The sequence below is a fragment of the Methylobacterium sp. Leaf456 genome (assembly GCF_001425465.1).
GTDB lineage: Bacteria > Pseudomonadota > Alphaproteobacteria > Rhizobiales > Beijerinckiaceae > Methylobacterium.
Genome location: NZ_LMQV01000044.1, coordinates 91,654 through 115,159, shown reverse-complemented (window position 1 = coordinate 115,159; position 23,506 = coordinate 91,654). Strand labels below are relative to the sequence as shown.

25 protein-coding genes and 2 pseudogenes are annotated in these 23,506 nt (G+C 71.0%); 19 read left to right on the top strand and 8 right to left on the bottom strand.

What is annotated here, in order from left to right; all coding sequences use genetic code 11:
- Positions 1–23 precede the first annotated feature (23 nt).
- The 3 genes from ASG52_RS27560 (at position 24) to ASG52_RS28000 (ending at position 767) form a co-directional block, all read left to right on the top strand.
- Entirely contained in the window at positions 24–161 is a 138-nt protein-coding gene (locus ASG52_RS27560) for a hypothetical protein (protein WP_156384112.1), read from the top strand.
- Positions 158–484 (top strand): hypothetical protein, encoded by a 327-nt coding sequence (locus tag ASG52_RS24430; protein WP_056249173.1) that lies wholly within the window; start codon positions 158–160, stop codon positions 482–484. The genes ASG52_RS27560 and ASG52_RS24430 overlap by 4 nt, the downstream gene beginning before the upstream one ends.
- 133 nt (positions 485–617) lie before the next feature.
- Positions 618–767: a hypothetical protein gene (locus ASG52_RS28000; RefSeq protein ID WP_200945657.1), complete on the top strand. Its 150-nt coding sequence runs from the start codon at positions 618–620 to the stop codon at positions 765–767.
- 6 nt (positions 768–773) lie between these two features.
- Here ASG52_RS28000 and ASG52_RS24425 read toward each other — a convergent pair whose 3' ends face one another.
- Positions 774–1,586 carry an FTR1 family iron permease gene (locus ASG52_RS24425; RefSeq protein ID WP_056249171.1) on the bottom strand — a complete coding sequence of 271 codons (813 nt, stop codon included), beginning with the start codon at positions 1,584–1,586 and terminating at the stop codon, positions 774–776.
- Positions 1,587–1,979: 393 nt separating this feature from the next.
- Between ASG52_RS24425 and ASG52_RS24420 the strand changes: the two genes are divergently transcribed.
- The 5 genes from ASG52_RS24420 to ASG52_RS24400 all read left to right on the top strand — a co-directional run bounded on the left by ASG52_RS24420 (position 1,980) and on the right by ASG52_RS24400 (position 5,881).
- The gene (locus ASG52_RS24420) at positions 1,980–2,249 is read left to right on the top strand and encodes a hypothetical protein (RefSeq protein ID WP_056249168.1); all 270 of its coding nucleotides are present in this window, start codon (positions 1,980–1,982) and stop codon (positions 2,247–2,249) included.
- Positions 2,250–2,365: 116 nt separating this feature from the next.
- Positions 2,366–2,842 (top strand): hypothetical protein, encoded by a 477-nt coding sequence (locus tag ASG52_RS24415; RefSeq protein WP_056249165.1) that lies wholly within the window; start codon positions 2,366–2,368, stop codon positions 2,840–2,842.
- A gap of 104 nt (positions 2,843–2,946) precedes the next feature.
- Positions 2,947–3,843: a GGDEF domain-containing response regulator gene (locus tag ASG52_RS24410; protein WP_056249162.1), complete on the top strand. Its 897-nt coding sequence runs from the start codon at positions 2,947–2,949 to the stop codon at positions 3,841–3,843.
- 162 nt (positions 3,844–4,005) lie between these two features.
- A complete protein-coding gene (locus tag ASG52_RS24405) occupies positions 4,006–4,689 on the top strand; it encodes a response regulator transcription factor (RefSeq protein WP_056249159.1) in 684 nt (227 codons plus the stop codon).
- A gap of 124 nt (positions 4,690–4,813) precedes the next feature.
- On the top strand, positions 4,814–5,881 hold the full coding sequence (locus ASG52_RS24400; RefSeq protein WP_056249156.1) for a methyl-accepting chemotaxis protein: 1,068 nt from the start codon (positions 4,814–4,816) through the stop codon (positions 5,879–5,881).
- 179 nt (positions 5,882–6,060) lie between these two features.
- Here ASG52_RS24400 and ASG52_RS24395 read toward each other — a convergent pair whose 3' ends face one another.
- A complete protein-coding gene (locus tag ASG52_RS24395) occupies positions 6,061–7,209 on the bottom strand; it encodes a DNA topoisomerase IB (RefSeq protein WP_056249914.1) in 1,149 nt (382 codons plus the stop codon).
- Between the two features lie 103 nt (positions 7,210–7,312).
- Here ASG52_RS24395 and ASG52_RS24390 point away from each other — a divergent pair, with 103 nt between their 5' ends.
- The 5 genes and pseudogenes from ASG52_RS24390 (at position 7,313) to ASG52_RS24365 (ending at position 14,406) form a co-directional block, all read left to right on the top strand.
- Positions 7,313–8,455: a glycosyltransferase gene (locus tag ASG52_RS24390; protein ID WP_056249152.1), complete on the top strand. Its 1,143-nt coding sequence runs from the start codon at positions 7,313–7,315 to the stop codon at positions 8,453–8,455.
- The gene (locus tag ASG52_RS24385) at positions 8,455–9,114 is read left to right on the top strand and encodes a class I SAM-dependent methyltransferase (RefSeq protein ID WP_056249150.1); all 660 of its coding nucleotides are present in this window, start codon (positions 8,455–8,457) and stop codon (positions 9,112–9,114) included. The genes ASG52_RS24390 and ASG52_RS24385 overlap by 1 nt, the downstream gene beginning before the upstream one ends.
- A 173-nt stretch (positions 9,115–9,287) precedes the next feature.
- Positions 9,288–12,398: pseudogene (locus tag ASG52_RS28725) on the top strand (caspase family protein).
- A gap of 380 nt (positions 12,399–12,778) precedes the next feature.
- The gene (locus ASG52_RS24370) at positions 12,779–14,029 is read left to right on the top strand and encodes a NupC/NupG family nucleoside CNT transporter (protein ID WP_056249144.1); all 1,251 of its coding nucleotides are present in this window, start codon (positions 12,779–12,781) and stop codon (positions 14,027–14,029) included.
- Between the two features lie 32 nt (positions 14,030–14,061).
- Positions 14,062–14,406 carry a hypothetical protein gene (locus ASG52_RS24365; RefSeq protein ID WP_056249141.1) on the top strand — a complete coding sequence of 115 codons (345 nt, stop codon included), beginning with the start codon at positions 14,062–14,064 and terminating at the stop codon, positions 14,404–14,406.
- Here the strand turns inward: ASG52_RS24365 and ASG52_RS24360 are convergent, their stop codons facing one another.
- Positions 14,407–15,057, bottom strand: a complete 651-nt coding sequence (locus ASG52_RS24360; RefSeq protein WP_056249138.1) for an energy transducer TonB family protein — start codon at positions 15,055–15,057, stop codon at positions 14,407–14,409. It lies immediately after the preceding gene.
- 385 nt (positions 15,058–15,442) lie between these two features.
- On the opposite strand from ASG52_RS24360, the gene ASG52_RS24355 reads away from it, so the two are divergent.
- Positions 15,443–16,348 carry a hypothetical protein gene (locus ASG52_RS24355; RefSeq protein WP_082552738.1) on the top strand — a complete coding sequence of 302 codons (906 nt, stop codon included), beginning with the start codon at positions 15,443–15,445 and terminating at the stop codon, positions 16,346–16,348.
- Positions 16,349–16,535: 187 nt separating this feature from the next.
- Here the strand turns inward: ASG52_RS24355 and ASG52_RS24350 are convergent, their stop codons facing one another.
- The 3 genes from ASG52_RS24350 to ASG52_RS24340 form a co-directional block, all read right to left on the bottom strand.
- Entirely contained in the window at positions 16,536–16,784 is a 249-nt protein-coding gene (locus ASG52_RS24350) for a YlcI/YnfO family protein (protein WP_056249131.1), read from the bottom strand.
- Between the two features lie 52 nt (positions 16,785–16,836).
- Positions 16,837–18,753, bottom strand: a complete 1,917-nt coding sequence (locus ASG52_RS24345; RefSeq protein WP_056249128.1) for a propionyl-CoA synthetase — start codon at positions 18,751–18,753, stop codon at positions 16,837–16,839.
- Between the two features lie 166 nt (positions 18,754–18,919).
- Positions 18,920–19,099 (bottom strand): YdcH family protein, encoded by a 180-nt coding sequence (locus ASG52_RS24340; RefSeq protein WP_056249125.1) that lies wholly within the window; start codon positions 19,097–19,099, stop codon positions 18,920–18,922.
- A 246-nt stretch (positions 19,100–19,345) separates the two neighbouring features.
- Here ASG52_RS24340 and ASG52_RS24335 point away from each other — a divergent pair, with 246 nt between their 5' ends.
- The gene (locus ASG52_RS24335) at positions 19,346–19,567 is read left to right on the top strand and encodes a YdcH family protein (protein ID WP_056249121.1); all 222 of its coding nucleotides are present in this window, start codon (positions 19,346–19,348) and stop codon (positions 19,565–19,567) included.
- 117 nt (positions 19,568–19,684) lie between these two features.
- Here ASG52_RS24335 and ASG52_RS26760 read toward each other — a convergent pair whose 3' ends face one another.
- Complete coding sequence (locus ASG52_RS26760; protein ID WP_082552721.1) at positions 19,685–19,861, bottom strand: DUF3606 domain-containing protein; 177 nt, start codon at positions 19,859–19,861, stop codon at positions 19,685–19,687.
- Positions 19,862–20,078: 217 nt separating this feature from the next.
- On the opposite strand from ASG52_RS26760, the gene purE reads away from it, so the two are divergent.
- Together purE and ASG52_RS24325 are read left to right on the top strand one after the other, a co-directional pair.
- Complete coding sequence (gene purE / locus ASG52_RS24330; protein ID WP_056249117.1) at positions 20,079–20,576, top strand: 5-(carboxyamino)imidazole ribonucleotide mutase; 498 nt, start codon at positions 20,079–20,081, stop codon at positions 20,574–20,576.
- A gap of 16 nt (positions 20,577–20,592) precedes the next feature.
- On the top strand, positions 20,593–21,696 hold the full coding sequence (locus ASG52_RS24325) for a 5-(carboxyamino)imidazole ribonucleotide synthase (protein ID WP_056249113.1): 1,104 nt from the start codon (positions 20,593–20,595) through the stop codon (positions 21,694–21,696).
- Here the strand turns inward: ASG52_RS24325 and ASG52_RS24320 are convergent.
- Positions 21,685–22,077, bottom strand: coding sequence for a response regulator (locus ASG52_RS24320; RefSeq protein ID WP_056249110.1), 393 nt, complete (start codon positions 22,075–22,077; stop codon positions 21,685–21,687). The genes ASG52_RS24325 and ASG52_RS24320 overlap by 12 nt on opposite strands.
- A 307-nt stretch (positions 22,078–22,384) precedes the next feature.
- On the opposite strand from ASG52_RS24320, the gene ASG52_RS24315 reads away from it, so the two are divergent.
- A complete protein-coding gene (locus tag ASG52_RS24315; RefSeq protein ID WP_056249107.1) occupies positions 22,385–23,254 on the top strand; it encodes a tetratricopeptide repeat protein in 870 nt (289 codons plus the stop codon).
- Positions 23,253–23,402, top strand: a pseudogene (locus ASG52_RS27550) (response regulator); the annotation flags it as partial. The gene ASG52_RS24315 and the pseudogene ASG52_RS27550, both read left to right, overlap by 2 nt.
- Between the last annotated feature and the right edge of the window lie 104 nt (positions 23,403–23,506).

The following is a 23,506-nucleotide window of genomic DNA, read 5'->3' as shown; positions in this document are numbered from 1 at the left end:
CGCTTTCGGCGAAATCCGAGCCGGTGTTCGAGACCCTGCTCGACGGCCTGCGCAGCGCGTGGTGGGACGGCTCGTCCGTGGGCCTCAGCCGGGCCGGGCTCGAAGCCCTGGTCGGGCTTGAGCCGAGCGACGCCACCCCGCGCCGGAGGCTTTTTTCGTGAGCGCGCATCAGACCGCCCGCCCCGATGCGGAGGAACGTGCGGCGCAAGCCGCGCTGGAGCGCGCGCTGACGGTGGCGTTCTGGCAGGTGATCCAGCGCCGGCCGATGCCGGCCATGGCGGCGCTGGAGGCGGCGGCCCGCACCGTCGGCCAGCTCTACGGGCAGGTCGCGGCGGCGCACGGGCCGCACGGCACCTGCGCCTGCGGCTGGGAGCCCGATCCGGAGGCCGACCTGATCGTGCTCGAAGCGATGCTGGCGGCAGGCCTGACGCCGCAACCGGCGCAAGGGGACCTCGCCGCGATGGTGCCGGCCGGGCGGGCGTGAGGGGTGCGCCCGAACGACGGCAGGAGGTGAGCCGATCCGCCCTCCCGGCCGATCTTGACGGTTTGTTGACCAACGCGCCCGATGCTGGACGGGACGCGGGGTCGATTCGCTCCCGCGAGGCCGGGAGTGACCGATGGATCAGCTCTACCGCGGCGTCGAAACCTCGCTTCTCGTGCTCACCCTCGCCTTGGGTCTGGCGGCGGCGACCCTGCCGACCTTCACGGCCCGCGGTTCCGTGGAAGTGACGCTGCCGATGATCAGCGTCACCCCCGACACCCCGTAAGACGGCTCAGCGCGAGGCGACCGCGACCGGCCCGCCTATACCCTGGCGCCGCAGCGTCAGGATGCCGGCGACGGCAGCGACCAACAGCAGCGCGGCTTGCGTGCCGATCACCTCCCAGGTGCCGTTGTTGAGGCCCCAATCGGCGAAGAAGGCCGGTACGCCGTCCGTGGTGAAGGGCAGGATCGACTGTTCCTGCAATTCCTGGAACGCCTCGCCGACCATGCGCAGGCCCATCAGGAACAGGAAAGCCGAGGTCGCGACGAACATCGGTCGCAACGGCAGGCGGAAGGCGAGCCACTGCATCGCGACGAACAGCGCGACGAGTGCCAGCGCCGCGATCGCGAGTCCGCCAAGCAGGGCGCCGTCGAAGCCGTTGGCGCCCTTGGCCAGCGCGTGCAGGAACAGGATGGTCTCGGCACCCTCGCGAAACACCGCCAGGAAGGCGATGCCGGCGAGCGACAGCACCGTGCCGGCCCCGAGCGCGCGTTCGGCCAGCCGGTTCAGGTCCGCCTGCCACGCCTTCGGGTCCTGGCGCAGGAACATCCAGCCGCTCATGTAGAACATGAGGACCGCCGCCCCGAGCATGATCACGGCCTCGAACAGGTCGCTGTGGTTGCCGTCGTAGAAGACCTGAAACACCCAGGCGGCGCCGAGGCTGGCCAGCACCGCCGCGAGCGCGCCCAGGTAGACCGGCGCGATCCGCTCCGCCGCCCCGGCCCGCCGCAGGAAGGCGGCAAGCGCTGCGATCACCAGCATCGCCTCCAGCCCCTCGCGGAACAGGATCGTGAAGGCCTGCACGAAGGTCGATCCGCCTTCCATGTCCGTCGCACTCCCGCGGCCCGATGAGGGCCGACCCTGGATTGAACAATCCCCGAACATCGCCGTAGTGAGAATTGCTTGGAACCGTTCTGAACAAGTGAAGGAACGGTCACCGTGAATGACCATCCCGCCCCTGTTCGTCGGAGAGCGGCCGTACAACTGTTCGCGCCGGCCCCGCAAGCGGTTCGCCCTCGCGGCCAAATCGCGCGCGCGCCGCGCGAAGCCTCGCCCGCCTGACAAATTTCCGCCCCTTTTGCCGATTCGCGGCGAAACCCTCTGCCTGGGTTGCGGATTGATAAGGCAAAGGCGCGGACGTCCTGCGGTGCAGGCGAGGCCCGCGCGCATCAGGCACAGGGAGCGCGCCCCATCATGCGGCGCGCGGGCAGGATACCGATGAATTCCAAGCTTTTCGCCGCGGCCGGCTTCGGCCTCGCCCTCTTCGGCGCGTCCGCAGCGCTCGCCGCCCCCGCGGCCGACCGCGGCGCCCGGCAGGTGGCCGAGGCGAGCCAGCTACGTCCGGTCTCTGACGTCCGTCCCGTGTCCGACCTGCGCCCGGCCGAGGCCGAGCCCGATGAGGAGGGTGCCAATTGCAGCAAGCTGCGCAAGCGCCTGTGGATCGAGGGCGAGGGCTGGCTCGTGCGGCGCGTCACGATCTGCCGATAGCCCGTCCCCTCTCAGCATTCTGCATCGCTGGCGCGAGGCGCCTCACCGGAACGAGCATGGCCGGCAGGATTTGACCCTTCGAATCGTCGCCGCGCGTATCCCGGAGACTTAGCCCCGTGCCCCACCGCCCGTCCTTCTTCGCCCGGCTCCTCACGGCGGGTGCCGTCCTCGCCCTCGCCGGCACCGCCGCCCAGGCTGAACCGCTCTCCCATGCCGGTCCGAGCTACGGGCAGACCGTCTACGCCGCCAGCGGCTACGGGTTCGCCGGCAACGCCGTCGACGGCACCTATATCGGCGCGCCCTTCACCCGCATCCCGACCCCGGACCGGCTGGTGCCGCCCGCCTGGGGCTACGGCACCTACGGCGTGCCCACCGTCGTCGGCATTCGCGAGGCGCCCTCGGCCCGCCCGGCGCTCTACGTGATCGAGCGGCAGGGCCGCGCCGAGAACCGCCTGCTGCCGCGCCGCGGCGCCAAGGTCGTCTCCCGCAGCCGCGATGGGACCTGGACGGATGTCGGCATCGGCGCCGCCGACCGCGCGGCGGTCGAGCGCAGCGGCGCGCAGGTCGTCTCGGTGCGCGTCCCCGGCCGATAACCGTTCGCTTTGTCGTGTGCACCGGCCGAATGCCGTGCGACGGCGTGACCCGGCGTTAAGACATCCCGTGCACGATCTTCCTCAGCTGGCCGCGGGGGAAGAACGTGCACATCGTCATCGTCGATTCGAGCCGCGTCATCCTCAAGGTCGTGGCCGGCATGCTGGAGCCGCGCGGCCACATCGTCTCCGCCTTCACCGATTCGGCTGAGGCGCTGGCCTACGTCACCGACAATCCCCGCGTCCGGGCGCTCATCACCAGCCTGGAAGTCCGGCCGCTCGCCGGGCTGGAGCTGTGCTGGTCGGCCCGCCTGCTGGCCGAGGCGAGCCGCCCGCTCTCGATCATCGTGATGTCCTCGGTGCGCAACGCCCGCAACCTGTCCGAGGCCCTCGACAGCGGCGCCGACGACTTCATCGACAAGCCGCCGGGCGCCGAGGAGCTGCAGGCCCGCCTGCGCGCGGCGGAGCGCCTGACTAATTTGCAGTGCGAGCTGATCCGCCTTGCCGAGACCGATCCGCTCACCGGCCTTCTCAACCGCCGCGCCTTCCTCCAGCGCACCCAGGAGGCCGCCGAGCGGGCGCGCGCGTTCGGCGAACTCTCGGCGCTGATCCTCGACATCGACCACTTCAAGCGCATCAACGACGAGCACGGCCACGATGTCGGCGACGCGGCGATCAAGGCGGTCTCGGCGCTGCTCGTCGAGGACGGCATCGCCGGACGCCTCGGCGGCGAGGAATTCGCCCTGGTCCTGCCGGGCAAGAGCATCGGCGAGACGGAGGCGTTGGCCAACCGCCTGCGCCTCAAGGTGGCGGACCTGCGCATCCGCGGGGCCCGCGTGCCGGTGCGCCTCACCTGCTCGTTCGGCGTCAGCACGTGGAACGAGGGCGAGACCGTCGAGGGCCTCTTGAAGCGGGCCGACATCGCCCTCTACGAGGCCAAGACCGGCGGCCGCAACCGCGTCGTCTCGGCCATGACCGACCTCGTCCTGGCCCGGACCGGTTGAGGCAGTGCCGAAGCGGGACAGTCGTTTCCGCCGAAGATCGGTATTTTCTCCGGATTGAACGATTCGGAATGGTAAACCGGCCGTAAACGCCTGGAACGACTCTTGTTCTTCTCCTCCCGCACGCTGCGGCGCCGTTTCGCGCCGACACGAAGGGGGAGCGGCATGAGTCAAGCCGTTGACGTTCTCATCATCGACGAGCCGCCGGGCCTGGACGCGACCCAGCGCGCCATCCTGGAGCACGAACCGGCGCTCCGCACCCTCGGTGAGGACGACCTCGCGCTGGCGGGGGAGCGCCCGGTGGTGGCGCTCGTCTTCGTCCACGAGGACGCACTGGGCGCCGGCTGCGACCGGATCGCGGCCCTGCGGGACGGGCGCCCATGGATGCGGGTGCTGGTGGCGTTCCGCGCGCTCGATGCGGGCGCGATGTTCCGGCTGATCGAGGCGGGCACCGACGCCTTCGTCGGGCGCGGCAGCCCGGCCCGCGAGGTCTGCGCGACCCTGCTGACGCTCGGCGGCGTGACGCCCCCGCCGGAGCGGACCGAGATGCAGCCCTGCGACACGGCTGCACCGTGCGAGGCGACGCCGGACCCCATCGGCCTGACGCCGCGGGAGGCGGAGGTGCTGCGCTTCCTCAGCGCCGGCTTCAGCAACAAGGAGGTGGCGCGGCGCCTGTGTCTCAGCGTGCGCACCGTCGAGACCCACCGGCTCAACCTGCGCCGCAAGACCCAGACCGGCCGGCTCAAGGATCTGGTCAGCCTCGCCCGCCAGCTCGGCCTCAAGCCGGTGCTCGACACCGAGCCCGCCCGCACCCCAGCCCGCCACACCGTCCACGCGGCGCGGATTTGACCGGGGCTCGCCTTTGTCACAGTAGGCCGGGCCGTCCGTGCCTGTTTATCTCCCACAGGACTTGGCTTTACCGGGATCTTAACCGGAACGACTGATCATCCGCCCACGGGGGGATGATCGAACGATGAGTGCATTACAACAGCCGCGTCCGGGTCGGGGGGAGGCTCCCGCCACGGCCCGCGCCGGGACGATCCCGGCGCTCACGGCGGAAGTCGGCCGCATCGCCCAGGACAAGATCGGGCAGATCCAGCGCATCACCGCGCAGACCAAGATGCTGGCGCTCAACGCGCTGATTGAGGCCGCCCGCGCCGGCGAGCAGGGACGCGGCTTCTCGGTGGTGGCGCAGGAAGTGCGCGCCATCGGCACGTCGGTCGAGACGCTGGCCCGCGAACTGGAGACCCAACTCTCCGCCCGCATCGCCGAGCTGCAGCGAGCGGCGGACGCGGTGAGCGAGGACGCGCAGGGCGAGCGGCTGACCGACCTCGCACTCAACGCCGTCGAGTTGATCGACCGTAATCTCTACGAGCGGACCTGCGACGTGCGCTGGTGGGCGACCGACCCCTCCGTCGTCGCCTGCGCGCTGCGGCCCGACGCGGACGCCGCGTCTCACGCCGCCGAGCGCCTCGGCGTGATCCTCTCGGCCTACACGGTCTATCTCGACATCTGGCTCTGCGGTCGCGACGGCACTGTGCTCGCCAACGGTCGCCCCGAGCGCAGGACCGCCCTGCGCGGCCGGAGCGTCGCCGACGCGCCGTGGTTCCGCACCGCCATCGGGCAGCGAAGCGCCGACGCCTACGTGGCCGGCGAGGTCCGCGCCGAGCCGCTGCTCGACGGCGCCCTCGTGGCGACCTACGCGGCGCCGATCCGCGAGGCGGGAGGCGCACCCTGCGGCGTGCTGGCGATCCATTTCGACTGGGAGCCGCAGGCCCGCGCCATCGTGCAGGGCGTGCGCATCGCCGCCGCGGACCGCGCCCGCACCCGCGTGCTGCTGGTCGATGCCGGCCGTCGGGTGCTCGCCGCCTCCGACGGCAAGGGCGTGCTGAGCGAGGCGCTGGCCTTCGATCCGGCCGGGCGCGAGAGCGGCTCGGTCCGCGACGCGGCCGGCACCATCACGGCCTTCCACCGCACGCCGGGCTACGAGACCTATCGCGGCTTGAACTGGTACGGGGTGATCGTGCAGGAGAAGGCGTAGCGCTTTTTTGCGCCCCCTCCCCCACCCATTCCCCTCATCCTGAGGTGGCCGCGTCAGCGGCCCTCGAAGGAGGGCTCCAGCCAGCCGCCGCGGTCCCTGGCCCCCTCCTTCGAGGCTTCGCCTTCGGCTCCGCGCCTCACGATGAGGGGATCGGGTGGGAAAAGTCGGAGAACCGAAGTTCACGCCGCCTTCTTCGCTGCCCCGCGCTTCGCGCCCGTAGCCCCCTTGCGCTTGCCCGTCCGGCGCGGCGGCTCGGCTGTCGCCTGGGCGAGGCGGGTGCGCAGCAGGCCGAGCACCGCCGCCTCCTCGGGCCGGAGTGTGGCGAGGCCGTTCTTGAGCTCGCCCTCGACCGCCTGCTTGATCTGCAGCAGCAGGCCGCCTTCGAGGTAGCAGCCCAGGATTTCGGGGTGGATGTAGCACTTGCGGCAGATGGTCGGCGTGTTGCCGAGCCGGGAGGCCACGCTCTCGATCGCCGCGCGCAGGTTCTTCTTGGCCAGCGTCTCGCTGTCGAAGGCCTCGAATTCCCGCAGCGCCAGGGCGGCCAGCACGGTCCCGGCCCAGGTGCGGAAATCCTTGGCCGTGAAATCCTCGCCGGTGATCTCCCGCAAGTAAGCGTTGACGTCGGACGAGGTGACGTCGCGGCGCTTATTCTCGTCGTCGAGATACTGAAAGAGCTCCTGGCCGGGCAGGTCCTGGCAGGCCTTGACGATGCGGGCGACGCGCCGGTCGCGCACCGAGACCGACCATTCCTTGCCGCTCTTGCCCTTGAAACGGAAGCGCATCTCCGCGCCCGCCACCTTCACGTGCGGATCGCGAAGCGTCGTGAGGCCGTAGCTCTTGTTGGAGCGGGCGTAATCGTCGTTGCCGACACGGATCAGCGTCGTCTCCAACAGGTGGACGACGGTGGCCAGCACCTTCTCCCGCGGCAGCCCGCGCCGGCCCATATCGGCGTCGATCCGGGCGCGGATGCCCGGCAGCGCCTCGGCGAAGGCCATGATGCGGTGGAACTTCGAGGCCTCCCGCGCCTCGCGGAAGCGCGGATGGTAGCGGTACTGCTTGCGCCCCTTCTCGTCGCGCCCGGTCGCCTGGATATGGCCGTTCGGGTTCGGGCAGATCCAGACATCGGTATAGGCCGGCGGGATCGCGAGACTTTTGAGCCGTTCGATCTCCTCGGCGTCCCGGATCGGCGCGCCCTTGGCGTCGATGTAGCGGAAACCCTTGCCGCTGCGCTTGCGCCGCAGCCCCGGCTTGGCGTCGTCCACGTAGCGCAGGCCCGCCTCCCGCGCGGCCTCGCGCGGCTCGACCACACCGGCGACGTCCGACAGCATGGCGACCTCCCGCGACTCCACGATGGGGCAAGAACCGGAGGACGGGCCGCGCTGTTCCAGCGCGCCGCTGCGGAGCGGGCGATCGCCGTGCTATGGCCGCGGGATGAACGCTCCGAATCCCGGCAAAAATCTTGTCTTCGTCGTCACCGAGGACTGGTTCTTCGCCTCGCACTTCCTGCCGATGGCCCGCGCGGCGATCGCCATGGGGCTGTCGGTCGCGGTGGTGACGCGGGTGCGCGAACACCGCGCCGTCATCGAGGCGGCGGGCATCCGCGTGGTGCCGCTGGAGGCCGAGCGTTCCAGCCTCAACCCGATGGCGGCGGGCTACGCCGCGGGCCAGCTCTCGGGCATCCTGAAGGCGTTGAACGCCGACATCGTCCACTGCATCGCGCTGCGCGGCATCCTCGTCGGCGGCACCGCGGCGGCGATGGCGGGCATCCCGCGCCGGGTCTTCGCGCTGACCGGCCTCGGCCTGCTCGGGGCGCGGGAGGACGCGACCGGCCGCCTGTCGCGCCTCGCTCTGAAGGGCCTGATCCGCGGCCCGCTCGCGAGCCGTCAGACCCGTTTCCTGCTGGAGAACCCGGACGATGCCCGCGCGCTCGGGCTCGACCCGTCCGACACCGCCGTCACCATCGTCGGCGGCGCGGGCGTCGATCCCGACGTTTTTTCACCCCGCCCGCTGCCGCCCCCCTCCCCGCTCCGGGTCGCCATCGTCGCCCGGATGCTATGGTCGAAGGGCATCGACGTGGCGGTGGAGGCCGTGCGGCGGGCACGTTCTGAGGGCGCGGCGGTCGAACTCTCCCTCTACGGCGCCCCCGACCCGTCGAACCGCCGGGCGATCCCCGAAGACACCCTGCGCGGCTGGACCGGCGACGGCATCACGTGGCACGGCCCCACCCGCGACGTGGCCGGCGTCTTCGCCGCCCATCACGTCGGCGGCCTGCCCTCGCGCGGCGGCGAGGGGCTGCCGCGCACGCTGCTCGAAGCCGCCGCGTGCGGGCGCGCCCTGCTGACCAGCGACGTGCCGGGCTGCCGCGCGCTGGTGCGCGACGGCGTCGAGGGCCTGCTGGTGCCGCCGGGCGATGTCGCGGCGCTCGCCGCCGCGCTGATCCGGCTCGCCGCCGACCCGGACGGCATCGCGCGGATGGGCGCGGCGGCGCGGGCGCGGATTCTGGAGGGCGGCTACACGGAAGAAGCCGTCGCCGCGTCGGTCGCGCGGATCTACGCGGAGCTGCTCGCATCGTGATGCCGGCCCGCGACCCCCTCGCCTTCATCCGCAGCCACACCCGCCTGCGCCCGGTGCCGCACGCGCCGGAGATCGTGCTGCACGTCGCCGACGAGGCGACGACGCTCTGGCAGAAGACCGAGGAGGAGCTGGAAGAGATCGGCCTGCCGCCGCCGTTCTGGGCCTTTGCCTGGGCCGGCGGGCAGGCGCTCGCCCGCTACCTCCTCGACAACCCCGAAACGGTCGCGGGGCGGACGGTGATCGACTTCGCCTCGGGATCGGGCCTCGTCGCCATCGCGGCGGCGAAAGCCGGGGCGGCGCGGGTGCTGGCGAGCGACCTCGACGCCTTCGCCCTCCACGCGATCCCGCTCAACGCCGCCGCCAACGGCATGGCGGACCGGATCGCGACGACCGGCGAGAACCTGATCGGCAGCGAGGCGGCCATGAATGCCGACTGCGTGCTCGCGGCCGACGTGTTCTACGAGCGCGACCTCGGACAAACCGTCGGCGACTGGCTGGCGGGCCTGCACGCGGCGGGCCGGACCGTCCTGATCGGCGATCCCGGCCGCGCCTACTTGCCGAAGGCGCGTCTCGTGCCGCTCGCGACCTACGAAGTCCCGGTCACCCGCGATCTGGAGGATGCGGAGATCAAGAAGTCGTGCGTGTGGACATTCCGCTGAAAGCCGACTTACCATCCCGAAATTGCCGAACTTCGCGTTCAGGCAGCATTCAAGCCGCCCCTTCCCAATGATGCGGCAACGACCCGGAGGGCGGTGCCTTCCGGGCAGGAGATGCGTCCATGTCCTGGTCGTCCCGTATTCTCACCGCGTTGCTCTGTCTGATGATCGGCCAAATGTCCGGCCTCCTGCCCGGCTTCTCGGCCTCGGCGCAGGACGGCCCCAGGCCCCAGAAGCGCATCGCCCTCGTCGTCGGCAACGCGGCCTACGAGGCCGGTGCGCTCGCGACGCCGGCCAACGATGCCGGCCTCGTGGCCCAGACCCTCCAGGCGGCGGGCTTCGACGTGGTCGGCGCCCGCGACCTCGACGAGGATTCGCTGCGCAAGGCCTTGCGCGACTTCACCGACAAGGCGGAGGGCTCCGGCCCCGACACGGTCGCCTTCGTCTATCTCGCGGGCTACGGTCTGTAACTGGCCGGCGAGAACTACTTCGTCCCGGTCGATGCCCGCATCCCCTCCGCCGCCGACGTGCCGTCGCGGGCGCTGCGCCTGTCGGACTACACCCGCCAGCTCGCCGCCCTGCCGCTCGCCGCCCGCTTCGTCGTGCTCGACGGCGCCCGCAACAACCCCTTCGCCCGCAACGCCGATCCGCTGGCCGGCGGCCTCGCCCTGACCGAGGCCGAGCCCGGCTCGCTCATCGCCTTCAACGCCAGCCCCGGCACGGTCGGCCCCGACGAGAAGGGCTCCTACGGCGCCTACGCCACGGCGCTCGTCGAGATGATCCGCGAGGGCGGCCTCGCGCCGGCCCAGGTGTTCGACCGAGTGAGGCTACGCGTGGAAGAGACCACCAAGGGCGCCGAGGTGCCGTGGCACGCCGCGCGCATCGACACGACCTTCACCTTCTTCGAGCGCGCCCCCGACGCGCCGCCGGCCGGCCGGCCGGACGAGGTCGCCGCCCTGCGTTCCCGCCCGCTCAAGGAGATCGGCGCCCGCGACGCCTACGCGGTCTGCCTCCAGCGCGACTCGCTCGACGGCTATCAGGAATTCGTCCAGGCCTATCCGCGCGACGACATGGCCAAGCGTGTGCGCGCCCTCATCGCGGCCCGCCGCGAGGCGGTGACGTGGCGGCGCACGTGGACGACCGACAGCCGCGACGCCTACTGGTCCTATCTCGACCGCTACCCGAGAGGTCCGCACGCCTGGGACGCGCGCCGACGGCTCGGCCAACTCGCCGCCGCCCTGGAACCGCCGCCGCGCTTCACCGCCATCAGCTACGACGTGCCGCCGCCGTCGCCGGAGGAGATCGTCTACGTGCAGCGCCCGGCGCTCTACCTCGACGATCCGGTCTACGCGCTGGCGCCGCCCCCGCCCCCGCCGGTGGTCTTTCTGCCGCCGCCGCCGCCCTACATCGTCGATCTCGCGCCGCCGCCCCCGCCGGTCGCCTACTACGCCCTGCCGACGCCGGCCTTCGTGCCCGTGCCGACCTATGTCAGCGCGCCGGACTACATCGTCCCGCCGCCCAACAACGTGATCTATCAGAACATTCACAACACCACGGTGATCAACACCATCAACGAGCGCAACGTCGAGATCTCGCGCAATCCCAGCGCGATCTCGCCCGGCCTCGCCGTCGGTGCGGGCGCCGTGGCCGGCGCCGCCCTGGGGGCCGCCGCCGCCCGCGTCGCGCTGCCCCCGGCCGTGGCGCAGAAGGCGGCCCTGCGCGCGCCGCCGACCAACCCGAATCCCGGCGCGACCGGGATGCCCCCCCAGTTCAACAACCCGCAAGCCGGCCCCCCGCAGAATGGCCGCCCCGGCCCGATGCCCGGAGCCGTTCCCGGCCAGCCCGCGCTCGGCGCTAACGGCCAGCCGCTGCCGCCCCAACCCGCTCGCCCCGGCGCCACACCGCCGAACCCTGCGGCGCAGGGCCAGCCGAACGGGCAACCGGGCCAGCCCAACGCTCCCGTCGGCGTCGCCGGTCGCGGCCAGCCGGGGCAGGCCCTCCCCGGTGCGAACGGGCAGCCGCTGCCGCAGCAGCCCACCCGACCCGGAACCGCGTCGCCGAACCCGGCGGCGCAGGGTCAGCCGAACGGCCAACCGGGCCAGCCCAACGCCCCCGTCGGCCTCGCCGGTCGCGGCCAGCCGGGACAGGCGCTCCCCGGTGCCAACGGGCAGCCGCTGCCGCAGCAGCCCGGCCGTCCGGGTGCCGACTCCAAGGACAAGCCCGACGCGCAGCAGGCCGGGCGTCCGCTCCCCGGTGCCAACGGTCAACCGCTGCCGCCACAACAGGCGGGCCGCCCCGGCGCCGATCCCAAGGATCGCCCAGACGCCAAGGATCGCCCCGACCCGAAGGACAAGGCGGACCCGCAGCAGGCCGCCCGTCCGGGCGCGCCCACCGTGAACCCGGCTACGCCCGATGGCAAAGCCCCCGATGGCAGGGGGAAGCCCGATCCGCAGCAGGCCGGTCGCGCGCTGCCCGGTGCGAACGGGCAGCCGCTCCCGCCGCAGCAGGCGGGCCGTCCCGGCGTCGACCCCAGGGACCGTTCCGACGCCAAGGACCGCCCCGATGCGCAGCAGGCGGCGCGGCCCGGACAGCCGCTTCCGGCCCGTCCGGACGCCCCCGCCGGCCGGGCGCAGCCGGGTCAGCCTCTGCCGGGCGCGAACGCGTCGCCCTCGTCCGGGCGTCCGGGCCCCGCGGGCCGGCCGCAGGGCACGCTCCCGCCGGGTGCCGACATGCCCGACCGGCCCGCGCCCCAGCAGGCCGGCCGCCCCGGCGCGCCCCTCGGCCTGATGCAGCCCAACCCCGCCCAGCCGCGCCAGGACGCTGCGGCCCAGCGCCAGCAGCAGATCCAGGCGCAGCAGGCGGCCCGTCAGCAGCAGGCGGACCAGGCCCGGCAGGCGGCGCAGCAGCGCCAGCAGATGCAGGCCCAGCAGGCCGACCAAGCGCGGCAGGCACAGGCCGCGCAGCAGCGTCAGCAACAGATGCAGGCCCAGCAGGCAGCGACCCAGCGGCAGCAGATGCAAGCGCAGCAAGCCCAACAGGCGGCGGCTCAGCGTCAGCAGATGCAGGCGCAACAGGCCGCAGCCCAACGCCAGCAGATGCAGGCGCAACAGGCCCAACAGGCCGCTGCCCAGCGCCAGCAGCAGATGCAGGCTCAGCAGGCGGCCCAGCAGGCCGCCCGCCAGCAGCAGATGATGATGCAGCGCCAGCAGGCGATGCCCCGGCCCGGCCCGGCCCCCGGAGGCCACGGCGGCGGCCATGGCTGCCCGCCCGGCGTGCCTTGCCGCTAGAACGCAACCCGAACGAGGAAGCTGCCGCGTAAGGCTTCCGTTTGATCACCGAGTTCGCGCACATGCCCCCTCTCCCCGCACGCGGGGAGAGGGCTTTGCCGACCTTGCCGTCGGCAAAGCGAGGCGGCAGCCGAAGGTGAGGGGGACTCACCGGAGGGGTCTCACCCGGAGCCGCCCCCTCACCGCCGCTTCGCTTCCTGACGAGACGACGAGGTCCCTGCAGGCATCCCCCCGCGTGCGGGGAGGAGGGATGCGCGGCGAGCGTCCGGCGTTGGTCGGGCACGGCGCCGCGCACTGCGTTCCGCCCCCCTTGCGACCCTGGCCCGGATCGCGCATGCGCCCGGCACCCCTTCGGCTCAGGCGCGGCATCGTCCAAAAAAATGCTCGACAGGTTGCTCCATGCCGGCGCGAGCGTCGCGCTGCTCCTCGCTGTGGCCTACGCCTTCTCGCTGAACCGGCGAGCCGTGCGGCCGCGGGTGGTTCTGGCGGCGCTGGCGCTGCAGGTCGGGATCGGGGCGCTGATCCTGTTCGTGCCGGCCGGGCGCGTCGCGCTCGAAGGGATCGCCGGGCTCGTCACCAAGGTGCTGTCGTTCGGCGATATCGGCACCGCCTTCCTTTTCGGCGGCCTCGTCGAGCCGCGGATGGTCGAGCTGTTCGGCGGCTCGGGGTTCATCCTGGCGCTCAGGGTGCTGCCGCAGATCCTCTACGTCTCGGCGCTGATCGGCGTGCTCTACCATCTCGGGGTCATGCAGGCGCTGGCGCGCCTTCTCGGTGCGGCCTTGAGGCGGGTTCTCGGCACCTCGCCGATCGAGTCGTTCTCGGCGGTCATCACCATCTTCATCGGCCAGAGCGAGATCGCGGTGGCGTTGCGCCCCTTCCTCGCGATGCTCACGAGCGCCGAACTGTTTGCCGTGATGACGAGCGGGGCCGCCTCCACCGCCGGCTCGATTCTGGCGGGCTACGCCGCGCTCGGCGTGCCGATGGAGTACCTGCTCGCCGCCTCGTTCATGGCGATCCCCGGCGGGCTGCTCTACGCCAAGATCCTGTTTCCGTCCGACGAGCCGACCCGCGTGCTGACGACCCGCGTCGAGTTCGGCGAGGCGCGTGCGGCCAACCTGATCGAGGCCGCCGCCGACGGCACGCAGAAGGGGCTCGGCGTCGCGGTGGCGGTCGGCGCCATGCTGATCGCCTTCGTCGGGCTGATCGCGCTGGTCAACGCCGTGGTCGGCTGGGCCGGCGGGCTTGCAGGTTTTCCCGGCAGCTCGATCGAGAGAATCTTGGGCTGGCTGCTGGCGCCGCTGGCGTGGCTCCTCGGGGCGCCCTGGGAGCAGGCGCGCCTCGTCGGCGGCGCCATCGGCCAGAAGATCGCGTTCAACGAATTCCTTGCCTACGCCACCCTCTCGCCGACGCTGAAGGCCGGCACGCTCGATCCGCGCACGGCGGCCATCGTCTGCTTCGCCCTGTGCGGCTTCGCCAACCTCACCTCGGTGGCGATCCAGCTCGCGAGTTTTTCGAGTTTGGTGCCCGAGCGCCGCTCGGAGATCGCGCGGCTCGGCCTACGGGCGATCCTGGCCGGGACGCTCGCGAACCTCACCAGCGCGGCCATCGCCGGCCTGTTCATTGCGGGCTGAGTTTTTTGCCGGCGCCTCACCATATAGCGATCATGGACAAGACGAGCGACGAACACAGGCCGGTGACGGCGCAGGACTGGGACGCGCGGGTCGACCGCGCCTGCCTGAAGCTGCCGGAGCGTGGCCGGAAGATCGTCGCGTGGCTGCGCGAGCCCGCGCGCTTCCCCGTGCGGGTCGTGGCCGCGATCCTGCTGATCCTCGGCGGCATCTTCTCGATCCTGCCCGTGCTCGGCCTGTGGATGCTGCCGCTCGGCCTCGCCCTGCTGGCGCAGGACGTGCCCGCCCTCAAGGTGCCGATGGAGAAATCCGCCCGCTGGATCGAGCGGCAATGGCGGCGCTGGCGCCCGAAGAAGAGCGAGGTGGAGCGTCGGCCCTGATCAGGTGTTAGGCGCCAGCCCGAACTGCAGCGGCAGCGTGACGTGCATTGGGGCCGGCAGCTCCGGGGGGATGGGCGGCGCCTTCAAGCCGATCGGCACAATCCGCAGCCCGAGCTCGTCGATGGTTTGGCTCCCCGACGAGCGCGCGATGGCCGAATACGTGACGCTTCCCTCCCGCTCGACCGTGAAGCGGACGGCGAGTCTGCCGCCGATCAGCATCCGGTGCGGCAGCCCCTGAATCCGGCGCGCGAAGAGCAGCAGCAGTTCGCGATGATAGGCCCTCAGGCTCTCGGTCATCGGCGCTTCCCGGCCGTCGAAATGCAGCGGAAGCGTCACGGCCAGCGAAGGGATCGGCGCCTCCGCCGGCAGGGGCGGCAGCTTCAATCCGACCGGGACGATCCGCGAGGCCAAGCGATCGATCGCCTGGGCCCCCGACGAAGTCGCAATCTCCGACTGCGTCACGATCCCGTTACGGCCGACGACGAAGCGGACGAGGACTGTCCCGCCCGCCGTCCTGTGTCGCAGGTTCCTGACCTTCGCGGTCAGGAGCCGCGTAAGCTGCTGCCGGTAGGCCGGCATGCCCGCGGCATCGGTCGCGTCGGTGGCCTGCGCCGCGGCCGGCGCGCCGAGGCACAGGAGCAGCAGGACCATCCCTCCGATCGCACGCCGCATCGTCCCCGCACGCTCCGCCCCGCGAGAGCATCGTGCCGGCACGACGCTCTCGGTTCCTGTGCCGCATCGGCTTCGCCCGAAAGCCGGTTTCCACCTTTCGGGCCGATGCTACGGGGTCAAGCTTTAGGCGGCGGACGGCCGATCCTCAACGAAGAATTGCAACATCCGTTAATTTCCGCCGCCCTGTCCCCAGGCGGCGGCGCCCGTGCCGCGCCACGCTCCGGCTTGACAGGCCCGACGCCGCGGACGACCCATCGCAACCGCGCGTCCCGTGCGGACGCACGCTTTTCGGAGACGAGTGGTGACACCGTTGCGTCTGTCCCTCCGCCGCCTCGCGGCGGCCGTCCTGCTCGCAGGGGCGGCGATGACCGTATCCGCGTCGGCGCAGGAGGCGATTTTTCCGCCCAGCTCCCGCTTCGGTTTCTCCGCGCCCGGCGACATGATGGTCTCGAAGCGCTTCACCGGCTTCGAGCGCAAGGGCGGCGGCGTCGTCGTCTCGGTGGTCGAGCTACCCGCCCCGGCCTACACCGAGATGGAGCAGAGCTTCACCGACGAGACCCTGAAGACGCAGGGCATGGTGGTGCGCTCGCGCGAGTCGGTGCCGCTCGCCGATGGGCTTCAGGGCGTGCTGTTCACCGGCGAGGCCACCGCTTCGGACGTCCCGGGCGTGCCCGCGGTCAACAAGTGGCTGCTCATCGTCGGCGGCGCCGACGTGACCGGCCTCATCATCGCCCAGGCGGCGACCGGGGCCGAGAGCGAGGCGGCGATCCGCTCCATGCTCACCAGCGTGACGCTGCGCCCGGCGCTCGGCCTCGACGAGCAGGTCGCCGCCCTGCCCTTCCGCGTCGGCGACCCGGCGGGCTTCCGCCCGGTGCGGGCGCTCGCGGGCAACTCGGTGCTGATGACGCTGGGGCCCCGCGACCAGATCGCGGCGATGGAACAGCCGATCCTCGTGATCGCCCAGGCGGTCCAGGCGCCGACGCCGCAGGAGCAGCGCGACGGGCTCGCCCGTCAGGCGCTCTTCGCCAACCAGACCATGAAGGATTTTCAGATCGAGCGCTCGCAGAGCTACCGCCAGAACGGCATCGACTGGCACGAGATCGTCGCCCGCGCCGTCGACATCCCCTCGAGCACGCCCGTCGTCGTCGCCCAGACCATCCGCTTCAACCCGGACGGCTACATCCGCGCCGTCGGCGTCACCCGCGCCGACCAGCGCGCGGATGTGCTGCCGCTGTTCCGGCAAGTGGTGGATAGTTTGCAGGTGAAGTGAGGGGGTGGGGAAGACCTATTTTTCGATGTAACTTTGCGAATTTTTTCTAACCCTCACCCTCATCCTGAGGTGCGGAGCGAAGCGCAGCCTCGAAGGAGGGCTCCAGGGATCGCGCGAACCATTGGAGCCCTCCTTCGAGGCCGCTTCGCGGCACCTCAGGATGAGGGTGTTTGATGGAATAGGCCTGTCAAACAGGCTCTCGGCTCGGACGATACTTGTTCAAAACCCGCTCGATATCGGCGGGCGTGGCGAAGCGGCCCACATCGGCGTCCTCGATCCCGGCCCGAACCGTCTCGACGAACCGCTCCTGCCATTCGAGGGAGTGGCCGTGTTCGAGCGCGTCGGCGATCACTTCGCCCGCCGGGCGGCCTGCCCGCGCAGCGACGGCATCGATGCGGGCTTGCAGGTCGGGGGAGAGCTTCAGGTCGTGGGCCATGCCGCATCCTGCCAGAACTTCCGGCGCTCGAATACGGCGCAGCAGGCGATCCTCACCCCCCGATCCCCCGCGCCTTCAAGCTCACCCCGATCTCCTCCAGCACCGCCGGGTCCTCGATGGTCGGCGGCATCGCAAAGTCTTCGCCGTCGGCGATGCGCTTCATCGTGGCGCGCAGGATTTTTCCGGAGCGCGTCTTGGGCAGGCGCCCGACGGTGAGCGCGAGGCGGAAGGCCGCCACCGGGCCGATCTCGTCGCGGACCTTGGCGACCAGCTCGCGCTCCAGTTCCTCCGGCGCCTTGTCGACGCCGGACTTGAGGACGACGAAGCCGCAGGGCGCCTCGCCCTTCAGCGCGTCGCGGATGCCGATGACGGCGCATTCGGCCACGTCCGGGTGCGAGGCCAGCACCGCCTCCATGCCGCCGGTGGAGAGGCGGTGGCCGGCGACGTTGATGATGTCGTCGGTCCGGCCCAGGACCGTGACGTAGCCGTCGGCATCGACCACGCCGGCATCCGAGGTGTCGTAGTAGCCGGGATAGGTCGTGAGATAGCTCTGGCGGAAGCGGTCGTCGGCGTTCCACAGGGTCGGGAGGCAGCTCGGCGGCAGCGGCAGTTTCAGCGCGATGGTGCCCATGGTGCCGGTCGGCACCGGCTTGCCGGCCTCGTCGAGGACGTGGAGGTCGTAGCCCGGCATCGGCTTGGCGGTGGAGCCGTGCTTGATCGGCAGGGGCTCGACGCCGAGCGGATTGCCGGCGATGGCCCAGCCGGTCTCGGTCTGCCACCAATGGTCGATCACCGGCTTGCCCAGAGCCCGCTCGGCCCAGGCGACGGAATCCGGGTCGGCGCGCTCGCCCGCGAGGAACAGGGCGCGCAGGCGCGACAGGTCGTAATCGGCGAGCTTTTGCGCGCGCGGGTCTTCCTTCTTGATCGCGCGCAAGGCCGTGGGGGCGGTAAACAAAGTCGAGACGCCGTGCTCGGCCGCGACCCGCCAGAACGCGCCGGCATCGGGCGTGCCGACCGGCTTGCCTTCGTAGAGCACCGTGGTGCAGCCGTGCAGAAGCGGGCCGTAAACGATGTAGGAGTGGCCGACGACCCAGCCGATGTCGGAGGCGCAGAAATACACCTCGCCCGGCGCCACGTCGTAGAGGTTCGTCATCGACCACGTCAGCGCGACGCAATAGCCGCCGGAATCGCGCACCACGCCCTTCGGCCGCCCGGTCGTGCCCGAGGTGTAGAGGATGTAGAGCGGGTCGGTCGCCGCCACCGGCACCGGATCGGCCCGACGCCCGTCGCGGCGGGCGGCCTCGACGCTGACCGCCCAGTCCCGGTCGCGGCCCTCGGTCATGTCCGCGACGGCCTGCGGCCGTTGCAGGATCAGGCAGGCCTCGGGCTTGTGCGCCGAGCGGGCGATGGCCGCGTCGAGCAGCGGCTTGTAGGCGACGACGCGGGTCGGCTCGATGCCGCACGAGGCCGCCAGGATCACCTTGGGGGCGGCGTCCTCGATGCGGGCGGCGAGTTCGTTGGCGGCAAAGCCCCCGAACACCACCGAGTGGATGGCGCCGAGCCGGGCGCAGGCCAGCATGCCGAACAGGGCTTCCGGCACCATCGGCATGTAGATCACGACCCGGTCGCCGTGGCCGACGCCGAGGTCGGCGAGAAGGCCGGCCAGCACCGCCACCTCGTCCTTCAGTTGCCCGTAGGTGACCGTGCGCTGCGTGCCGGTGACGGGCGAATCGTGGATGATCGCCGGCTGGTCGGCGCGGCCGCCCTCGGCGTGGCGATCGACGGCGTTGCGGCAGACGTTGAGGCGGGCCTCCGGGAACCAGCGGCCGTAAGCGCCCTGCGTTTCGTCGAAGGCGCGGGTCGGCGCCGCATCCCAGTCGATCGCTCGCGCCGCATCGAGCCAGAAGCCCTCGCGGTCGGTCAGCGACGCGGCGTGGAGGTCGGCGTAGCGGCGCGGGACATCGTTCATGGGGGCTTCCTCGCGGGGCCCGGTTCGCTCCGGGCTCGTCGGCAGCCATGATAGCGCGGGCGCCCCCCGAAAACGAAGACCGCCGCGCTGGTGGCCCAGGCGGCGGCAAACGCGATGAACAAAGAAAAAGGCCCGGCGGCGTGTGCCGCGGGCCTCGGGAGCGCGCCTAGTGCACGGTCTCGTTCGTCTGGAGGCGCTGAATTTCGTCCTTGAGCTGCAGTTTCTTACGCTTGAGTTCGGCGATGCGGAGGTCGTTGGCGGAGGGCGACTGGATCGCGTCGTGAAGCTCGCGCTCCAAAGCATCGTGCTTGGCGGCAAGCTGGCTCAAATGCGTCTGCAAGGACATGAGGGGAAGCTCCTCTATCGTTTCCGACCTGCGTAGACTGACACAGGATGCCGCCGCTGTCGAAGCCATTCGGCGGCAAAATTCACGACAGGATAACAAGCTCATTTCAAATTGCGGAACATCGGGGGAAGAGCCTTCTGCACCGTCATCCCCGGCCGAATCGGCCACGCTTCATCCGGCCGTCTTGCCCCGCCGGGAGGCTTGGCGCATGGTCGGACCGGTCGGTGCGATGGCGTGTTTCGAGCGATGATGGCGGACGAGGTTGCCAACGATCTGAGCCCCGATCCGGCGGGCGAGCTCAGCCGGTTGCGCGAGGAACACCGCGACCTCGACGAAGCGATCGAGGCGCTCAAGCTCAGCGTGGCGGGCGATCAGTTGCAGATCCAGCGGCTCAAGAAGCGCAAGCTCGTGCTGCGCGACCGCATCAATTTGCTCGAAGACCAGATGACGCCCGACATCATCGCATAAGCATCAGGTCGAAAGGCAGGCATCGGCTTTCGGAAAAAGCCGATGCGGTACAATAATCCAAACGTTGTCCCGGATGCGACATCCGGGACAACGCTGAGCTTCGGGCGCCGTAACGTCTTACTTCGCCAGATAGGCCGTGACGCTGGAGACGCGGGTGCCGACCATGCGGACGGCCTTGCGCAGGCGCTCGTCGGTGACCTGAAGCAGGTCCGCCCAGTGACGGCGGCTGGTGGTGTCGTGGATGTCGATGTGGGAAGGCGTGCGGGCGCGCGTGGTCGGGTCCTGAACGGACATCGGAATGCTCGCTGATTGTAGGGAGGCCCCAGGAGGGCTGTTACGGTCACAACGCGGTTCCCCGGCTTCGGCTCCGGCAAAACGCTTCGTTCCCCGGCTTTTTCCGCCGCTTCCGGCCCGATCCTCCGGCCACGCTTGCGAGCCGACGCGCGCGCCTGTTATGCGACCCGCTTCGCGGGCGCGGCCCGTCTTTCGTGCGCAGCGGATCAGGACGACGATGGCGGGATCTCCCCCGGTCGCGATCATCATGGGGAGCCAGTCGGACTGGGCGACCATGCGGCACGCCGCCGAGACGCTCGATGCGCTCGCGGTCGCCTACGATGCCCGCATCGTCTCGGCCCACCGCACCCCGGACCGGCTCGTCGCCTTCGCCAAGGGCGCGCGGGAAGCCGGCTTCAAGGTGGTGGTCGCGGGTGCGGGCGGGGCCGCGCATCTTCCCGGCATGACGGCGGCGATGACGCCGCTGCCGGTCTTCGGCGTGCCGGTGGAATCCAAGGCGCTTTCGGGGCAGGACAGCCTGCTCTCGATCGTGCAGATGCCGGCCGGCATTCCCGTGGGCACGCTCGCCATCGGCCGGGCCGGCGCGGTCAACGCCGCGCTGCTCGCCGCCGCCGTGCTGGCGCTGACCGACCCGGACCTCGCCGCCCGGCTCGATGCGTGGCGCAGCCGCCAGACCGAGGCCGTCACCGAGCGGCCCGACACCTCCCAATCCTGACAAACACTCGAGTTCGATGACCAACTCCCCGCCCATCCGGCCCGGTGCGACCCTCGGCATCGTCGGCGGCGGCCAGCTCGGCCGCATGATCGCGCTCGCGGCGGCGAATTACGGCCTCAAGGTCCACGTCTACGCCCCCGACGCCGACAGCCCGGCCTTCGACGTCGCCGCAACCCACACGGTCGCGCCCTACGATGACGCGGCGGCGCTCGCGGCCTTCGCCGATGCCTGCGACGTGGTCACCTACGAGTTCGAGAATATTCCGCACGCGACCGCCGCGATCCTGGCCGAGCACGCCACCGTGCGCCCGAGCGCCCACGCCCTGCTGACCACGCAGGACCGGCTGGTCGAGAAGGATTTTGTCAATTCCCTCGGCGTCCCGACGGCGCCCTATCGGGCGGTCGATACCGCCGAAGAGCTCGAGGCGGCGCTCGCCGATCTCGGGCGCCCGGCAATCCTGAAGACGCGGCGCTTCGGCTACGACGGCAAGGGCCAGCGCACCGTCCGCGAGGGCGACGACGCGGCGGCGATCCTGGCGGGCTTCGACGGCGCGCCCTGCATCCTCGAAGGCTTCGTGCCGTTCTCAAGGGAAATCTCGGTGGTGGCCGCCCGCGGGCCGGACGGGGCGTTCGCGGCCTACGAGCCGTGCGAGAACGAGCACCGCGACCACATCCTGGCCTTCACCCGCGTGCCGGCCTCCGGCCTCGATCCGACGACCGCCGCGGCGGCGGAAAGCATCGCCCGCACGATTGCCGAGGCGCTCGATTATGTCGGCGTGCTCGCGGTCGAGCTGTTCGAGGTCGAGGCGGAAGCCGGCCCCGCCCGCCTCGTCGTCAACGAGATCGCCCCGCGGGTGCACAATTCCGGGCACTGGACCACGGAGGGCGCGCTGACCTCGCAATTCGCCCAGACGGTGCGCGCCGTCTGCGGCTGGCCGCTGGGCAGCACCGCGCGCACCGGCGGCATGCAGGTCGAGATGGAGAACCTGATCGGCGAGGCCGCCGACCGGTGGGCTACGCTTCTCGCGGAGGCCGGCGCGCATCTCCACCTCTACGGCAAGGCCGAGGCCCGGCCCGGCCGCAAGATGGGCCATGTTACCAGGTTGATTTCACCCGGCTGATTCCGGCGGAGTCGAAGATTTGAGCCCGGCGACCAGCCGGACGAGTTCGGGATCGCCGAAGGGTTTTTGCAGCAGCGGCACGCGTGAGAACCGCTCCGGCACGACGCTCGAATCATAGGCAGTGGCGAAAAGATAGGGCACGCCGCGGACCTCCAACGCGTCGGCGAGGCGATACGAGGTCTGCCCGCGCAGGCCGATATCGACCACCGCGGCGTCGAGTTGCTGATCGAGGCCCGCCGCCATCACCTCGGGCACTTCCCCGAACGGGCCGATCACGGCGCCGCCGGCCCGCTCGATGATCCGCCGCGTGTCCTGCGCGGTGAAGTACTCGTCCTCGACGATCAGGATGCGGAGCCCCGACAGCGGATATTGCGAGCCCATCACGTTCCCCCGCGGGTGCCAGGATGCGTCGCCCGGAGCCCCAAGCTCGACCTTAAATCCTGTCGCGCATCGGCAACAGCCGACGAAAGTCTATGGTCCCCCGCGCCTCCCGGGGGTGGACGCCGGACCGGGGCCACACCTTCGCCACATCGCGCCGCTTGAGCAGCAGGACAGGCGACGTTTTCCACGGACCTTAAGCGCCCATTCACTCTGTTGCGGCAGCGTGCGCGACGAGGGAACCCAGGTCCGCAGAAAACCCAAGTGCTGGGCTGGAATCCGCGGGACGCGACGCGGGGGAGTATTCAGGATGATCGGGATGACGCTGCAGGGACCGAAGGCGCGGCTGATCGGCGCCGTCGCACTGACGGCCGCGGCGCTCGCCGGCTGCGAGACCTACGGCAGCGCGACCTCCGCACCGCGCCAGTTCGCCGTGATCGAGACGGACACGACGGGCGCCACCAACGTCAACATCGCCTCGCTGTCGGACGTGATCGCCCGCAATCCGTCGGATGCCGGCGCCTACAACACCCGCGGCGCGGCCTATGCCCGCTCCGGCCAGTTCGGCGACGCGATCGGCGACTTCACCAAGTCGATCTCGCTCGATCCGTCCTCGGCCTCGGCCTTCAACAACCGCGCTCTGGCCTACCGCCAGACCGGCCGCACCGACGCGGCGATGCAGGACTTCTCCAAGGCCATCGCCAACGATCCGAATTTCTCCGCCGCCTATATCGGCCGGGCGAACCTGGAGCGTGCGCAGGGCGACCTCGACGGCGCGCTCAACGACCTCAACGTCGCGATCCGCCTCGCGCCGGAATCGGCGGAAGCCTACCACGCCCGCGGCCTCGTGCGGCAGAAGCAGGGTGCCAACCCGGACGCGATCGGCGACTTCGCCGCCGCCATCGACCGCAACCCCTTCGTCGCCGCGCCCTACGCCGCCCGCGGCCAGAGCCTCGTCGCGCTGAACCAGTACGAGAAGGCGATCGAGGACTTCAACGCGGCCCTCAACGTCAACTCGAAGGACTCCGCGTCCTGGGCCAATCGCGGGCTCGCCTACGAGAAGACCAACCGCCGCAAGGAAGCTGCCGAAAGCTACCAGCAGGCCGCGCGTCTCGACCCGAACAACGCCATGGCCAAGCAGGGCATCGGCCGTACCTCGGGCGGCGGCGGGCTGTTCTGACGCCGCGGTGCTCGACATCAACCTGCGCCATACGATGGTCTACCCAGTCGCCGCCGCGCTGCGGCAGCGCGGCGTGCGGTTCGTCTTCGCCACCGGCTACGAGAGCAAGGTGATCCCCGAGCGCCTGCGCGACGCGGGCGGCCACTGAAATCCAGGTTTCGAAAGGACAAGTCCTTTCGCGGGTCCAGGGCGGAGCCCTGGTCGAAGGGAAACCGGGGCTCTGCCCCGGTGCCCCGCCGAAGGGCTTGCCCT

What these genes read in the sequence shown, in the direction of transcription:
- ASG52_RS28000 (WP_200945657.1), top strand. Translation starts at nt 618, where the DNA reads ATGGATCAGCTCTACCGCGGCGTCGAAACCTCGCTTCTCGTGCTCACC.
- ASG52_RS24425 (WP_056249171.1), bottom strand. Translation starts at nt 1,586, where the DNA reads ATGGAAGGCGGATCGACCTTCGTGCAGGCCTTCACGATCCTGTTCCGC.
- ASG52_RS24420 (WP_056249168.1), top strand. Translation starts at nt 1,980, where the DNA reads ATGAATTCCAAGCTTTTCGCCGCGGCCGGCTTCGGCCTCGCCCTCTTC.
- ASG52_RS24405 (WP_056249159.1), top strand. Translation starts at nt 4,006, where the DNA reads ATGAGTCAAGCCGTTGACGTTCTCATCATCGACGAGCCGCCGGGCCTG.
- ASG52_RS24400 (WP_056249156.1), top strand. Translation starts at nt 4,814, where the DNA reads ATGAGTGCATTACAACAGCCGCGTCCGGGTCGGGGGGAGGCTCCCGCC.
- ASG52_RS24395 (WP_056249914.1), bottom strand. Translation starts at nt 7,209, where the DNA reads ATGCTGTCGGACGTCGCCGGTGTGGTCGAGCCGCGCGAGGCCGCGCGG.
- ASG52_RS24390 (WP_056249152.1), top strand. Translation starts at nt 7,313, where the DNA reads ATGAACGCTCCGAATCCCGGCAAAAATCTTGTCTTCGTCGTCACCGAG.
- ASG52_RS24385 (WP_056249150.1), top strand. Translation starts at nt 8,455, where the DNA reads ATGCCGGCCCGCGACCCCCTCGCCTTCATCCGCAGCCACACCCGCCTG.
- ASG52_RS24370 (WP_056249144.1), top strand. Translation starts at nt 12,779, where the DNA reads ATGCTCGACAGGTTGCTCCATGCCGGCGCGAGCGTCGCGCTGCTCCTC.
- ASG52_RS24365 (WP_056249141.1), top strand. Translation starts at nt 14,062, where the DNA reads ATGGACAAGACGAGCGACGAACACAGGCCGGTGACGGCGCAGGACTGG.
- ASG52_RS24360 (WP_056249138.1), bottom strand. Translation starts at nt 15,057, where the DNA reads ATGGTCCTGCTGCTCCTGTGCCTCGGCGCGCCGGCCGCGGCGCAGGCC.
- ASG52_RS24355 (WP_082552738.1), top strand. Translation starts at nt 15,443, where the DNA reads ATGACCGTATCCGCGTCGGCGCAGGAGGCGATTTTTCCGCCCAGCTCC.
- ASG52_RS24350 (WP_056249131.1), bottom strand. Translation starts at nt 16,784, where the DNA reads ATGGCCCACGACCTGAAGCTCTCCCCCGACCTGCAAGCCCGCATCGAT.
- ASG52_RS24345 (WP_056249128.1), bottom strand. Translation starts at nt 18,753, where the DNA reads ATGAACGATGTCCCGCGCCGCTACGCCGACCTCCACGCCGCGTCGCTG.
- ASG52_RS24340 (WP_056249125.1), bottom strand. Translation starts at nt 19,099, where the DNA reads ATGTCCTTGCAGACGCATTTGAGCCAGCTTGCCGCCAAGCACGATGCT.
- ASG52_RS24335 (WP_056249121.1), top strand. Translation starts at nt 19,346, where the DNA reads ATGATGGCGGACGAGGTTGCCAACGATCTGAGCCCCGATCCGGCGGGC.
- ASG52_RS26760 (WP_082552721.1), bottom strand. Translation starts at nt 19,861, where the DNA reads ATGTCCGTTCAGGACCCGACCACGCGCGCCCGCACGCCTTCCCACATC.
- purE (WP_056249117.1), top strand. Translation starts at nt 20,079, where the DNA reads ATGGCGGGATCTCCCCCGGTCGCGATCATCATGGGGAGCCAGTCGGAC.
- ASG52_RS24325 (WP_056249113.1), top strand. Translation starts at nt 20,593, where the DNA reads ATGACCAACTCCCCGCCCATCCGGCCCGGTGCGACCCTCGGCATCGTC.
- ASG52_RS24320 (WP_056249110.1), bottom strand. Translation starts at nt 22,077, where the DNA reads ATGGGCTCGCAATATCCGCTGTCGGGGCTCCGCATCCTGATCGTCGAG.
- ASG52_RS24315 (WP_056249107.1), top strand. Translation starts at nt 22,385, where the DNA reads ATGATCGGGATGACGCTGCAGGGACCGAAGGCGCGGCTGATCGGCGCC.